The organism is Flavobacterium sp. P21, assembly GCF_050632225.1.
Lineage (GTDB): Bacteria > Bacteroidota > Bacteroidia > Flavobacteriales > Flavobacteriaceae > Flavobacterium.
In genome coordinates this window covers 1,000,286-1,014,305 of record NZ_CP192585.1, presented here as the reverse complement: position 1 = coordinate 1,014,305, position 14,020 = coordinate 1,000,286, and the positions used below count along the sequence as shown (strand labels likewise).

Genomic DNA, 14,020 nt, shown 5'->3' with positions numbered 1-14,020 from the left:
ATTTAACCACAAAGCACGCAAAGGTTTACGCAAAGCACACAAAGGTTTTTTTAAAGAATCTCGCAGAGTCGCAGAGTCGCAAAGAATAATAAACTTTGCGACTCTGCGGACTTTGCGAGCATATTTTCATAAATAACAAACTTTTCATAAATCTTAGCGGACTTTGCGGTTAAATTTCACTGCAACTCATAAAAAAATTATCTTTGTAAAAAAACAACACACTACTACAAAATGAAAAATACACTTATTGCTCCTTCTGTTCTTGCGACCGATTTTGCCAATTTACAACGTGATATTGAAATGATCAACAACAGCCAAGCCGATTGGTTTCATATTGATATTATGGATGGAGTTTTTGTTCCGAATATTTCCTTTGGAATGCCAGTTTTGGAAGCAATTTCAAAACATGCAAAAAAACAATTGATGTGCATTTAATGATTATCGATCCGGATCGCTACATTAAAACTTTTGCCGATTTAGGAGCAAATATCTTAACCGTGCATTATGAAGCTTGTACACACTTGCACAGAACACTTCAAGCCATTAAGGCGGAGGGAATGAAAGCTGGAGTTGCAATAAATCCGCACACCAATGTCGATTTACTGGAAGATGTAATAAACGATATTGATTTAGTTTTAGTAATGAGTGTCAATCCTGGCTTTGGCGGACAATCATTTATTGAAAATACATATGCGAAAGTCGAAAAACTAAAAGCTTTAATTACTCGCAAAAATGCTTCAACTATAATCGAAATTGATGGCGGTGTAACAAGCAAAAATGCAAAACAATTAGTAGAGGCCGGAGCAGATGTTTTAGTTGCAGGAAGCTTTGTTTTTAAAGCTGAAAACCCAACTCAAACAATTGAAGAATTAAAAGTCCTTACTGCTTTTTAAGTTTTTCAAATTCGGAAAGAAATCGATTCCTGTCATTTTTTCCAAAGTTTCAATTGGAACTACAAAATCATAAATCGATTTGTCACTGTCTTCATTCGGAACCAAAAATGCAATTGCTTTGTGTTCTTTTCCAGATTTAGCCAAAACAATTTTATAGAAATATTTAGGGACAGCAACATTTTCTGTCCCTATTTTTTTATCTGAATCTTTCGGAATTCCACCCGTTACGACATAAATATCATTGTATTTTTGAGCAAAATAACGTGTTTTTTGTTCGATTCTATTCCAAATTCCACTATTAAAATCATGTTTTTGAGGTGAAATATTCGACGTATAAAAAGTATCATTATATGCGCCTTTATTAAACTCCATATCGCCAGCCGGACAAAGATGTCCCTTATCATAACCTGAATTTTTGTAATTCCCCCAATCTGCAGAACCCGTTGTCACTTTCGGGTCTTCAACAAAATAAGGGCGTTTATAATCTCCATTTTTTAAATACTCCTTTTTTAATTCGTAAGCAACCCATTCAGCTTGCTCATATTTTTCATTATACGAAAGTGTATAATAATTATGTTTTACGATTTGACCTGTTGTAGAAGTTGGCAAATAGGCAATCGGATACAAAGAGTCCGAAGTATAATTTGCAGAAACAAACGAAGTCTGCTTTTCTGGTGCAATTTCTTCCTTTGCAATATTTTCCTTTTTGCAAGAAAAAATCCGAAAACAAACAATCCGAAAACAATATACTTCTTCATTATTCTAATTTTATTTAAAAATAAACTTACAAAAAAAATGCTCCACAAACATACAATTTATGGAGCATTTTAATAACAAATTAATTCTATATCGAACTAAGATTTAACTAGTTTATCCTTTTTCATTTTAGGAGCAACTGTATTTTTTACGTAACTTTTAGTTTGCAAGTCATCTAGAACATTCAAAGCTTCTTCTACATAAACATCTTTAGCCAATGCTTGGTGCCAAGCCTCTCTTTTTTCTTTTAATGTAGCATCATTCTTCATTTCAAGCTCTTCGTAAGGCAATGATCTGAAAACCAAATTGTTTTTATAATCAGCAATTGGTTTGTATTTTTTACCTTCATTTTCAACTTGTTCCTGAGTTGCTTTAAAGTTTTTGATATTTAAACTATAAGTATTCTCTTTGTTTTTGATATCAATCCATTTTGCATTGTCCTCAATCAATTTGAATTGGTCATTATTAGCAATTCTGTTACGGCTGTTATTAATTGCCTGATTGAATTTTTCGTTAGAAGTCCAAGTGCTGTAATCAGCTGGATCGATTTTATCCCATGGCATTGCATTGTCAATATCACGCTCGCCCATTTTCAAATAAGCGTAACGATCTGGCATCACAACATCACTATGAACACCTTCTAATTGAGTAGAACCACCATTGATTCTATAGAATTTTTGACCTGTAATTTTCAAGGCTCCAAGATCGCCGTAATTTGCATTACGAACAAATTGGTTCAAATCAAGAACATTTTGCACTGTACCTTTTCCGTAAGTTTGCTTACTTCCAATGATTACTCCACGTTTATAATCTTGAATCGCAGTGCCAAAATTTCTGAAGCTGAAGCCGAGAAGCTGTTAACCATAATTACTAATGGCCCGTCCCACTCGATTTTTTTATCTTTATCGTATAAAACTTCTTTCTTTTTACCAGCAGATTTTACTTGTACAATTGGCCCTTCTTCAATAAACAAACCAGCAATATCAACTACTGTTGAAAGAGATCCTCCTCCGTCATCACGAACATCAAGTACAATACCATTGATATCTTCTTTTTCAATCTTTCAACTTCAAGAGCGATATCTTTTCCAGCATCACGGCCATCTTTATTTTCAAAATCGATGTAGAATTTAGGCAAATAAATCACTCCGTATTTCAATCCATTTCTTTCAACAATACTTGATTTAGCGTATGTTTCTTCAATTTCAACAACATCTCTGATGATTGAAATTACTTTAATGCTTCCGTCAACTTTTTTAACTGTAAGTTTTACTTCAGTTCCTTTATGACCTTTGATTTTTTTCACAACATCATCTAAACGCATTCCAACAACATCAACAGGCTCTTCATTTCCTTGAGCAACTTTCAAGATCATATCTCCAGCCTCAAGCTGTTTTCCTTTCCAAGCTGGTCCACCAGAAATCAATTCGTCAATTTGAGTAAAATCATTTTTCTTAGTCAAACGAGCCCCAATTCCTTCTAATTTTCCACTGATGTTAACATCAAAACGATCTTTTTCTTCTGGAGCAAAATAGCTTGTATGCGGATCAAAACGAGTCATAATTGAGTTTACGTATACAGAAAACCAATCTTCTTTGTTCAAATCTTTAATCAAACTGAAATTGTCATCCAATGATTTTAGAGAGCTCTCACGAGTTTCTTTCTCCAATGTTTCAAAAGATTTTTCTTTATAATTTGGGTCAGATTTCTTTTTGTCTTCTTCTAATTTTTGTTTTGTAACCAATGATGATAGTGTTGACAATTTGATTTGTTTTCTCCATCTTTCATTAATTTCAGTTGCGTTTTTAGCATAAGGAAGATGCTCATAATCGGCATTAAAAGTCTCGTCAACATTATAGTTGAATGGTTGCGCCAAAATAGTCTTGTAACGTTTTTTGCTTTCTTCCATACGTTTCATCAATCTTGTATAAGTAAGATTGAAAAACGTCAAGTCTTTATTCAAAAACTGATCATCAAGCTGTAATTCATATTGCTTGAATTCATCAATATCAGATTGCAAGAAAAACCTCTTTGAAGGGTCTAGCGCATCGATATAATCTTTAAAAATACCTTTCGAAAATTCATCATTTATCTCAGCCGGACTATAGTGCCCTTTTTCAATAACAAAGGCAAGCAATTCTAAAAGCGTTTTGTCTCTATTTGGATCCGGATCTTCAGACTTATCAGCATTTATTTTAAATGCAAACAAGGTAACTGACAAGCATAATACGGCTATAAGTATTTTATAATTTCTTTTCATAAACTTAATAATAGCATTCATCAAATTTTTTAATCTAAGTTACGGTAAAAACTGTGCCAACAAAGCCAAGCTCACTATAATTTTTTGTTAAAGATATAAAATAGTTTGTTGTTCAAAAGTCCTTTAAGATTTAGTTTACAATTTTTATTTATTTGTTAGTATTCTACCAAAATCTGTTGCTACATTTGCTTAAATAAGCCTTAATTTTGAAAAATTAAAAAATAACACCAAAGCATGAAAGACGAAAAACCCTTAATATTAGTAACCAATGACGACGGAATTCTGGCTCCTGGAATTAGAGCTTTGATCAGCGTTATGGAAACTATCGGCGAAGTTGTGGTTGTTGCGCCAGACAAACCTCAAAGCGCTATGGGGCACGCTATTACTATAAATAATACCTTGTTTTTAGATAAAATCTCAAAAGAAGGAGATGCAATTACCGAGTACAGCTGTTCTGGAACTCCCGTAGATTGTGTAAAACTTGCTGTAAATGAAATTTTAAAACGAAAGCCAGACCTTTGTGTTTCAGGAATAAATCATGGGTCAAATTCATCCATCAATGTAATATATTCTGGAACAATGAGTGCCGCTGTTGAAGCTGGAATTGAAGGAATTCAGGCAATTGGTTTTTCACTTTTAGATTTCGACTGGAATGCCGATTTTGAACCTGCAAAATCTTTCGTCAAAAAAATAGTTTTAGAGACCCTTGCCAATAAATTACCCCCTGGCGTCGTTTTAAATGTCAATTTTCCGAAATTAAAAGAAAACGAAATCAAAGGAATTAAAATTTGTCGTCAAGCGAAAGCATATTACGCGCAAAAATTTGACAAACGCCAAACGCCACACGGAAAAGATTATTACTGGCTTACCGGAAAATTCACAAATGAAGACAGAGGCGAAGACACAGACGAATGGGCACTGGAAAATGGCTATATTTCTGTAGTTCCAGTCCAATTTGATTTAACCGCTCATCATTCAATACAACAACTTAATACTTGGAAATTAAATGAATAAATTAGATATGTTAATTGGTTTTGTTCTTGGAATCATCACTTCCCTCATTGGAAGTTATCTTTTCATTAAATTGTTTACTTCTTTTGATCTTTCAAATGGACTCGAAACCATAAAACAATATGGATATTTAGGAAAAGTCATTACTCTGGGAACTGTTCTGGACCTGATTTTATTTTTATTTTTATTAAAAAGAAACAAAGAATTGATGGCTAGAGGTGTTGTTTTTGCAGTGATCGTTTTAGCAATTTCGACTTTATTTATATAAACCTTATCTTTGTTCTGCAAAAAAATGTCGTGCTCAAATATCATTGCACACTTTTAAAAAAATTGATATGAAATATTACATAATAGCTGGAGAAGCTTCTGGAGATTTACATGGTTCTAACTTGATGAAAGCTTTGTATGAAGAAGATACGCAAGCCGAAATTAGATTTTGGGGCGGAGATTTGATGCAGAAAGCCGGCGGAACTTTAGTAAAACACTATCGTGATTTAGCTTTTATGGGGTTTGTTGAAGTTATTTTTAACTTGAAAACCATTCTAAATAATATCAAAATCTGCAAAAAAGATATTTCTGAATTTAAGCCAGATGTAATTATTTTTATTGATTACCCAGGCTTCAATATGCGTATTGCAAAATGGGCAAAGGCTCTAAATTATAAAACACATTATTATATTTCACCTCAAATTTGGGCTTGGAAAGAAAACCGAATCAAAGCCATCAAACAAGATGTGGACAAAATGTTTGTGATTCTTCCTTTTGAGAAAAGCTTCTATGAAGACAAACATCATTTCCCTGTAGATTTTGTTGGACATCCATTAATTGATGCTATTCAAAATCAGCCAGCATTTGACGAAGCTGTTTTTAGAAAAGAAAATAATTTGGGCGAAAAACCCATCATTGCCGTACTTCCAGGAAGCCGAAAACAAGAAATTACAAAAATGCTGAGTGTAATGCTAAGCGTTGTTGATGATTTTCAGGATTATGAATTTGTAATTGCCGGCGCGCCTAGCCAGGAATATGAATTTTATCAGCAATTTTTAAAAAACAAAAATATCGCATTTGTTTCGAACAAAACTTATGATTTGTTGCGTTCTTCAACAGCCGCTTTAGTTACTTCAGGAACAGCGACACTTGAAACTGCTCTTTTTAAAGTTCCAGAAGTGGTTTGCTACAAAGGAAGCGAGATTTCATACCAAATAGCAAAACGAATTATTACATTAAAATACATTTCGCTTGTCAACTTAATTATGGATCAAGAAGTTGTAACCGAATTGATTCAAAATGATTGCAACACTAAACGAATTAAAGAAGAGCTTCAAAAATTATTAGAACCAAAATCTCGCGAAAAATTATTGAAGAATTATGACATTTTGCAACAAAAACTTGGCGGGGTTGGCGCAAGCAAAAAAACCGCAAAACTTATAGTTGCTGATTTAAAGTAAGCTTAAACCTTTTTGATTTTGAAGAGAATAATTGTCTTACTGCTTATAGCGTTACTTTTTGCTTCTTGCAAATCTTCTTCAAGTGCAGTTAGCAAAAAGGAGACAAAGCGAGAAAACAAAACTATTGTCAATCATTTAATTGAAACGGCATCAGAAAATCTTGGCGCAAAATATAAGGCTGGCGGAACAACTAAAAATGGTTTTGATTGTTCTGGACTTGTGTATACTACTTTTGAAACAGAGCATATAAAATTACCTAGAAGTTCATTCGAACAAGCACAAATTGGAACTCTTATTCCGTTGAAAGAAGCCCAAAAAGGTGATTTAATTTTCTTTAAAACCAATAAGAGCAAGCAAATAAATCACGTTGGATTGATTACAGAAGTAAATTCTTCTGAAATCAAATTCATACATTCCTCGACTTCAAAAGGCGTTATTATCTCCTCTACAAAAGAACCCTATTATCAAAATTCTTTTGCTCAAATCAACCGAATAATAGAATAATATATTTATATTCTTTTTCTTACAAAAATTTAATACTTTTAAGACATGAAAGTATTAGATTTTCCTTTGGCCAGAATTACGATTTGGTTTATTCTTGGCATTGTATTTTTTTATTATATCAAAATCCCACTATTCTTTTATGAAATAGCCTTGGGATTAAGCGCTTTAATCTTTTTTGTTTTGTACTTTTTGAGCAAGAGAAGCAAAACATTCATTTCATTTTTCGGCACAAGCACGTATTTCATTTCATTTTTTATTGGAGGAATCACGCTTATTACGCATACCAATTCGCTTCAAAAATCAAATTATATTCATTGCAAAAAAGCGTTTGACACTCCTTCGGAAATAACATTTATACTAAGAGAAAAACTCAAAAGTAATTCTTATAGCAATCGATTTACTGCGATCATACAAACAATTGACGGAAAAACACATTCTGGAAAAATCCTTGTAAATATTGCAACAGACAGCCTCAAAAATCCTTTTGTAATTGGAAGTTTTATTAAAACAAAAACCATATTACATAAAAACAATTCAACAAAAAATCCAAATCAATTTGATTACGACAAATATTTAGAAGATCGCCAAATTTATGCGCAAGTTTATCTAAATAAAGCCGAAATCAAAATCAACAAAAATATAAAAAGGGATATTTGGGACTATTCTGATTGTCTTCATCAACGCATCATTCAAAATCTAGAAAAAACAAATTTTAATCCCGCTGAAATGAATGTTGCGCTTGCCTTGATTTTGGGCCAGCAACAAGAAATTTCTTCCGATATTATTCAGGATTACCAATATTCTGGCGCAACGCATATTTTATCTGTTTCAGGGCTTCATGTCGGCTTTATAATGCTTCTTATAAATTTTATTCTGAAACCAATTCCAAACACCAGAAAAGGTTCATTTATAAAACTGCTTTCCATATTAATCGCCCTAAGCTTTTTTGCCATCATTTCTGGGTTATCTCCATCAGTTTTACGCTCTGTAGTTATGTTTTCATTCCTTGCAATTGGGAATCATCTTCGCCGAGCAGGAAATATCTACCATACTTTATTAGTCTCAATGTTGCTGATTTTGCTTTTTGAGCCTTACTTTTTATTCGATGCAGGTTTTCAATTAAGCTATATCGCATTATTTTTTATTCTTTGGCTTCAGCCTTTACTAAAAAAATTATGGAATCCAAAAAACAAAATCGCACTTTATATCTGGAATGCTTTAACAGTATCGTTTGTCGCCCAAATTGGTGCTTTTCCATTGTGTCTTTATTATTTTCATCAATTCCCAGGGCTATTTTTCGTCACTAATATTGCCATTATTCCAGTTTTGGCTTTTGTAATGATTGCAGGAATTCTGGTAATGACTTATGCTGTTTTTGATGCTCCACCACTATTCTTAGCTCAAATACTAGAAAAAAGCATTTACATTTTAAACCAAATCATTCATGCCGTTGCTTCAATAAAATCGTTTGTTATACTTGATATCAGTTTTAATTTTTATTTCCTAATCACTTTTTATCTTTTAATAATTACGTCAATTGTTTGGCTAAAAAAACCCGATTATCCAAAATTGGTTCTGCTTTTAATTTCAATAATTTCGGTACAGATTTCTTTTATTCATACCAAAAGAGAAAATGAGACCCAAAATGAAATGATTGTTTATAATGCAAAAAAACAAACACTGATTACAATGCGCTCCGGTAAAAATATAACGATTTTTACAAGTAGCAAATCCATATTAACCAATCCAAAAAACAATATTTTAAATTCTTATTTAGTTGGAAATTTTGGCAAAATCAAATCGGCGAACCAAATTAAGAATATGTTGTTTTATAGTGACAAAAAAATCTTCATTATTGACAGTTCTGGCATTTATAATAATAAAATCCTGCCCGATATTTTATTATTGACACAATCTCCAAAAATAAATTTAGATCGAGTTTTGGAACAAATACATCCAAAAATAGTAATCGCTGATGCTTCAAATTCAAACGTCATTCAAAAAAACTGGGAAAAGACTTGCTACAAAAAAATATCCCTTTTCATGCTACTGCAGAAAAGGGATATTATAAGTTAAAATAAAGCTTTTTAATCTGGGTTAATCATAATATTAGCCTCGGCAATCCATGATTTCACAGCTATAGGCTTATAGGGCAATCTGCCCAATAAATTAAACGTTGTCTTTGTTTTGCGCACTGAAGCGATAGTTAAGCAAGCCTGTGGCAATTCAACTACACCAAGAGCTGTTTTTAAACTCACATTTTGCTCTTTTTCAGCATCAGATATTGTCGTATCGGATAAATCTAGTTTAACCAAAACAACATTATCTCGAGCCCAAACAACAAAATCTGGAGTATTAAAAATTTCGTTTTGAAGTCTTGTTGGGGCGCCCGCAATTGTAAAGAAAATAAATAACGGTCTTTTTTGTTCCATACTTGCCGCAACTGCATCAGTCATAGAAGTTTTCCAGACTAATCCTTGCGCATGCATAAAAAACGAACCAAGTAAAAATAACAGGGTAAGTGTTTTTTTAGTCATAATAATTTGGGTTTTAGGAGTAGGTTAATTTCGACTAAAGTAATATAATATCCCACTAAAAAATCCAACTTTAGACAAAAAATTGCAAAAAAAGTTAAGAAAATCGAAATTGCTAATTAAAAGTTAAATAAATATAAAATTCAAAAAAAAAGCTACCTAAAATTGTCAAACTAACTGTGGCTATCACAAAAAAATCCCTTTTTGTACACAAAAAGGGACTTGTATCACAAGGGAATTTACCCCCTTATCTATTCACTTGGGTGCAAAATTGCATTAGATTCGGCAATCCATGCCTTTGCTCCTCCTGGCTTATAAGAAATCTTTCCTAAGGCACTAAAAGTTGTTTTAGTTTTTCTGATAGATGCACTGGCAAAACAAACCTGAGGAAGTTCTTCTACGCCAAAAGCACTTTTCAATCTAAGATTTTGCTCTTTATCACTGTCTGAAGCCGAATTATCAGATAAATCAAGCTTAACTAAAATCACGTTATCACGCGACCAAACAGCAAAATCTGGCGTTTTAAAAATTTCGTTTTGAAGATTCTCTGGTACACCTGAGGCAGTGAAAAGAATTAACATTGGTTTTCTTTGTTCATTACTCATTGCAATTGCATCGGCCATATTTGTTTTCCAAAGGAGATTTTGCGCCTGCATAAAAAATGAACCTAAAAAAAATAGTAGGAAAAGTAATTTTTTGGTCATATTATATTGGTTTTGGTTAGATTAGTTTGACGAAATTAACATAATATTTTAATTATCCAATTTTTATTAATACAAAAAATACATAATGTGTTTTTTTACATATAATAAAATGTCAAATATTCAATTTAACCATATTTAATATAAAAACTTTCCTACGAAACAAAAAAAGCTCCTTGCACATGGAGCGCAAGGAGCTTTAAATTTTTATATTTTGACCTTTTAAGATTTCTTCGGATTTATTATTCCGTCAGCCACAGTCAACCATGCAGTTGGACCGCCGGCAACGTAACCTGTTTGTCCAAGACCTTTAAAATTCACTTTTCCATCTTTAGATTCAGCACTTGTAAAAAAGATAGTTGGAAAACCTTGAATTCCAAAAGCTTGCCGCAATTCATTATTCTGATTTTTTATTTCAGGAGTCTGAGGTGTTCTTCTTGGATAATCCAATTCAACTAAAACAACATTTTCAGTTGCCCATTTTTTAAATTCAGGCGTTTTTAAAACTTCATTTTGCAATCTTATGCACCAACCACACCAATCACTTCCTGTAAAAAACATCAGCATTGGTTTATGCACATTATTACTTACTGTAATTGCCTCTCTCACATCAGTGTACCACTTTAGCTCCTGCGCTTGAGATACAAAACCTCCAATTACAAACAATGTGATTATGTATAATTTTTTCATCTTAGTTTTCTTTTGCACAAATTTAAACAAAAAAAGAATCGCTCTATAAGATCTATTTTACTTCTTGCATTAATTTTTTGATCAAAGAAGTTGACACTATCAAAACGATACCTGCAACTAAAGAATATACCGCTAATTGATAGTATCCATCTGTATAAGCGATAAGTTTAGACATTAAAGTAGTTCCCGTATTTGCATCTGACATTTCTGACCCAAGTTTCCCTGCTTGCCAATTGTCCAAAAGCACTTGACAAGAACCAAAGTCCCATCATCATTCCGAATAGACGTTTTGGTGCAAGTTTTGTAATTACCGACATTCCAATTGGTCCGATACACAATTCACCTAGCGTGTAAACTAAATATCCTAATGCAAAAAGATTTAAAGAACTTAGTCCTTCGGGATTAACAAAAAATCTTGCACTGTAGAAAATAAAAAATCCGATTGCCAATAAAACAAATGAGAATCCAAATTTAATTACGGTATTTGGCTCAATTTTTTCTTACCCATAAATATCCAAAGAAAACCAACAAGCGGACTAAAGATAATTACATACAAAGAATTTATGCTATTATTTACAACATTTGGATCGATATGAAAAAACAATAAACTGTTAGTTAAATTATCTTTTGCAAATAATGACAACGACCCTCCAGATTGCTCTGAAATTGCCATGAACATAAAATACCCAAAAATGAAGATAAATGCCGCCAGTAATTTATATTGCTGACTTCTATCTTTAATCATTACCAGTTCAAATATAAAATAACCAACCGCAATAGCTCCAATTGTGTACATAAAATAATCTGTAAAATCAGAGTTGATCACCATAATATATATTAAAGGAATAGCCAACAATGACCCGATATAAACTGCGATTTCGTACGTTTTTCTTTTTGAAGGCAAAGCATCTGCCAGAGGAGAATTTCCAATTGGCGCTAAATGTTTTTTAGTCAATAAAAATGTCACGACTCCAATAATCATAACAATTGCTGAAGACAAGAAACAAAGGCTCCAAGAATAGTTTTTCCCTAAATAAATAGGGATAGCTCCACCCAACATTCCGCCAATATTAATTCCAGCGTAGAATAATCCGTAACCAGCATCTCTTCTTCCATCCTCTTCGTGGTACAACTCACCAACCATTGACGAAACATTTGGCTTGAAGAAACCTGTTCCGATAATAGAAAGCGTTATTCCATAGTAAAAGAAATCATGTGGAGAAGCCGCAATCAGCAAATTCCCCAAAATCATAATGATTCCTCCAAAAAGAAGTGATTTTTTGAATCCTAAAATTTTATCGGCAAAAATTCCACCGATAAATGTAAATGCATAAACAAACGCCTGAATGGCACCGTATTGAAGATTTGCTTTTCCTTCAAGCAAACCCAATTGGTCAACCATAAAAAATGCCAAAACCCCTCTCATTCCGTAGAAGCAAAAACGCTCCCACATTTCAACCAAAAACAAGTACCACAATTGTTTTGGGTACTTGCCTTTAAAATTTTGAATTTCTTCTAATGTAATATTCTTCTCCATTATCTAACTCCGTGCATCATTTTTTTCAATAGTGGAGTCAAAGCAAACAATATAACTGCGACGATACCAGTAAGCACAACAAACACCATAAAGAATTCATAAAGATTATGGATTTCAAATCCTGCAAAAAAGTGATTTGCCGCACTGATTTGATGTTTTTCCAACAATGCCAACTGCTCTGCTGTAGGTGTAACCGTTTTATCTAAAATAGCTTGTAAATCAATCCCTAACTCTTTTGCCTTTGCAAATTTGTCACCAGTAGCAGGCAAAATTGCTCCTAAAGTTCCTCCCAATGCATATCCTGAAGCATTAGACAAGAAAAACACTCCGTATAACAATGAAGCAAAACGCTTTGGAGATAATTTACCAACTAATGATAAACCAATTGGAGATAAACATAATTCTGCGCAAGTATTTAAGAAATACAATAAAATCAACCATTTAACCAACAGCAAACCTGAAGTCCCAATATATGAAACCTGAGTAGCGATCATAAAGAAACTTATAGAAATCACCACTAAACCACATGCTAATTTTACTGGAGAAATTGGCTCTTTCCCTTTTGCTCTTAAAGTATCCCATAAAATACTAAAAGGCAAAGCTAATATCACTACAAACATTCCATTAAAAATCTGAACCATAGAAGCCGGCATTAAAAAGCCAAAGAAATTTCTATCAGTTTGATTGTCTGCAATAAATGTCAAAGAAGAACCGGCCTGTTCAAATGCCGCCCAAAAGAAAATAATAAAAAATGAAACGATATAAATTACAAAGATTCTATCACGTTCAACTTTTGTTAAAGATTTATCTGAAATAATCAATCCAGCCAAAGCCAAACCACTCGAATAAATTAGAGTATAGATTAAATTTTGACCAAAAACAAAATGAATAATTGCTCCTAAAATTAAAAATGCAACTCCCGCAATTGTTAATGCTGTCGTTGTAAAATTAGCTTTTTGCGCTTCACCTTCTTCAAAATCCTCAGCAACATTTTTTGACGGCAACCCTCCTAATGGTCTTCCTTCTGGAGAAACTACATATTTATTCTTTAAAAAATAAAATAAAATCGTTCCTAAAAGCATTGCAATAGCAGTACGCTAAAAATCCCCATCGAAACGCATGAACATCTCTAAAACCTGATGCGTCTTTAACATCACCTAAAAGTGGACAAATAGACTGACCCAAGAAAGCTCCAATATTAATTCCCATATAGAAAATAGTAAAAGCAGAATCTAGTTTTGTTTTCTCTTGCTTTGGATACAAGCTACCAACCATACTAGAAATATTAGGCTTAAAAAAACCATTTCCAAACACAATCGTTCCCAAGCCACAAAACATGATCACTCTTGCCAAATCTTGATTTCCTTCAAAAACGCTTCCACTTGTAAATAATAATAATTGCCCACAAGCCATCATTAAACCCCCAAGCAAAATACAGTTTCTATTTCCAAAATATCTATCTGCGATAAACCCTCCAAGCATTGGAGTCAAATAACAAAGTCCAAGAAAGCCTCCATAAATCAATGAAGCTTCTTCTTCCTTCATTAATAATGAATTCACAAGAAATAAAGTCAATAAAGCACGCATTCCATAAAAATTGAACCGCTCCCACATCTCCGTTCCAAACAATACCCATAGCCCCTTTGGATGCCCAGTTTTTACTTTAGTTTCTTCCATATTAGTCATT

9 protein-coding genes and 4 pseudogenes are annotated in these 14,020 nt (G+C 32.9%); 6 read left to right on the top strand and 7 right to left on the bottom strand.

Features of this window, described 5'->3' with window-relative positions:
- The first annotated feature begins 231 nt into the window (after positions 1 to 231).
- A pseudogene (gene rpe, locus ACQ9BO_RS04965) lies at positions 232 to 893 on the top strand (ribulose-phosphate 3-epimerase).
- Here rpe and ACQ9BO_RS04960 read toward each other — a convergent pair.
- The gene (locus ACQ9BO_RS04960) at positions 870 to 1,520 is read right to left on the bottom strand and encodes a DNA/RNA non-specific endonuclease (protein ID WP_431243857.1); all 651 of its coding nucleotides are present in this window, start codon (positions 1,518 to 1,520) and stop codon (positions 870 to 872) included. The pseudogene rpe and the gene ACQ9BO_RS04960 overlap by 24 nt on opposite strands.
- Before the next feature lie 227 nt (positions 1,521 to 1,747).
- Positions 1,748 to 3,929 (bottom strand): annotated as a pseudogene (locus ACQ9BO_RS04955) (carboxy terminal-processing peptidase).
- Between the two features lie 213 nt (positions 3,930 to 4,142).
- Between ACQ9BO_RS04955 and surE the strand changes: the two are divergent.
- The 5 genes from surE to ACQ9BO_RS04930 all read left to right on the top strand — a co-directional run bounded on the left by surE (position 4,143) and on the right by ACQ9BO_RS04930 (position 8,947).
- Positions 4,143 to 4,922, top strand: a complete 780-nt coding sequence (gene surE, locus ACQ9BO_RS04950) for a 5'/3'-nucleotidase SurE (protein WP_431243856.1) — start codon at positions 4,143 to 4,145, stop codon at positions 4,920 to 4,922.
- Positions 4,915 to 5,187 carry a hypothetical protein gene (locus tag ACQ9BO_RS04945; RefSeq protein ID WP_431243855.1) on the top strand — a complete coding sequence of 91 codons (273 nt, stop codon included), beginning with the start codon at positions 4,915 to 4,917 and terminating at the stop codon, positions 5,185 to 5,187. The genes surE and ACQ9BO_RS04945 overlap by 8 nt, the downstream gene beginning before the upstream one ends.
- Positions 5,188 to 5,254: 67 nt before the next feature.
- Positions 5,255 to 6,367 carry a lipid-A-disaccharide synthase gene (gene lpxB / locus ACQ9BO_RS04940; protein ID WP_431243854.1) on the top strand — a complete coding sequence of 371 codons (1,113 nt, stop codon included), beginning with the start codon at positions 5,255 to 5,257 and terminating at the stop codon, positions 6,365 to 6,367.
- 18 nt (positions 6,368 to 6,385) lie between these two features.
- Entirely contained in the window at positions 6,386 to 6,871 is a 486-nt protein-coding gene (locus tag ACQ9BO_RS04935; RefSeq protein ID WP_431243853.1) for a C40 family peptidase, read from the top strand.
- A 45-nt stretch (positions 6,872 to 6,916) separates the two neighbouring features.
- A complete protein-coding gene (locus ACQ9BO_RS04930) occupies positions 6,917 to 8,947 on the top strand; it encodes a ComEC/Rec2 family competence protein (protein ID WP_431243852.1) in 2,031 nt (676 codons plus the stop codon).
- 11 nt (positions 8,948 to 8,958) lie between these two features.
- Here ACQ9BO_RS04930 and ACQ9BO_RS04925 read toward each other — a convergent pair whose 3' ends face one another.
- From ACQ9BO_RS04925 to ACQ9BO_RS04905, 5 genes and pseudogenes are all read right to left on the bottom strand, one after another.
- Complete coding sequence (locus ACQ9BO_RS04925; protein ID WP_431243851.1) at positions 8,959 to 9,408, bottom strand: thioredoxin family protein; 450 nt, start codon at positions 9,406 to 9,408, stop codon at positions 8,959 to 8,961.
- 248 nt (positions 9,409 to 9,656) lie between these two features.
- Positions 9,657 to 10,109, bottom strand: a complete 453-nt coding sequence (locus ACQ9BO_RS04920; RefSeq protein WP_132990657.1) for a thioredoxin family protein — start codon at positions 10,107 to 10,109, stop codon at positions 9,657 to 9,659.
- Positions 10,110 to 10,328: 219 nt separating this feature from the next.
- Positions 10,329 to 10,796, bottom strand: coding sequence for a thioredoxin family protein (locus ACQ9BO_RS04915; protein WP_431243850.1), 468 nt, complete (start codon positions 10,794 to 10,796; stop codon positions 10,329 to 10,331).
- A 52-nt stretch (positions 10,797 to 10,848) separates the two neighbouring features.
- Positions 10,849 to 12,333: pseudogene (locus tag ACQ9BO_RS04910) on the bottom strand (peptide MFS transporter).
- Positions 12,333 to 14,010: pseudogene (locus ACQ9BO_RS04905) on the bottom strand (peptide MFS transporter). Before ACQ9BO_RS04905 ends, ACQ9BO_RS04910 begins: the two co-directional pseudogenes overlap by 1 nt.
- Positions 14,011 to 14,020: the final 10 nt, after the last annotated feature.

Excerpts from the sequence above, each read along its gene's own strand:
- ACQ9BO_RS04930 (WP_431243852.1), top strand. The coding sequence starts at position 6,917 with ATGAAAGTATTAGATTTTCCTTTGGCCAGAATTACGATTTGGTTTATT.
- surE (WP_431243856.1), top strand. The coding sequence starts at position 4,143 with ATGAAAGACGAAAAACCCTTAATATTAGTAACCAATGACGACGGAATT.
- lpxB (WP_431243854.1), top strand. The coding sequence starts at position 5,255 with ATGAAATATTACATAATAGCTGGAGAAGCTTCTGGAGATTTACATGGT.
- ACQ9BO_RS04915 (WP_431243850.1), bottom strand. The coding sequence starts at position 10,796 with ATGAAAAAATTATACATAATCACATTGTTTGTAATTGGAGGTTTTGTA.
- ACQ9BO_RS04920 (WP_132990657.1), bottom strand. The coding sequence starts at position 10,109 with ATGACCAAAAAATTACTTTTCCTACTATTTTTTTTAGGTTCATTTTTT.
- ACQ9BO_RS04945 (WP_431243855.1), top strand. The coding sequence starts at position 4,915 with ATGAATAAATTAGATATGTTAATTGGTTTTGTTCTTGGAATCATCACT.
- ACQ9BO_RS04925 (WP_431243851.1), bottom strand. The coding sequence starts at position 9,408 with ATGACTAAAAAAACACTTACCCTGTTATTTTTACTTGGTTCGTTTTTT.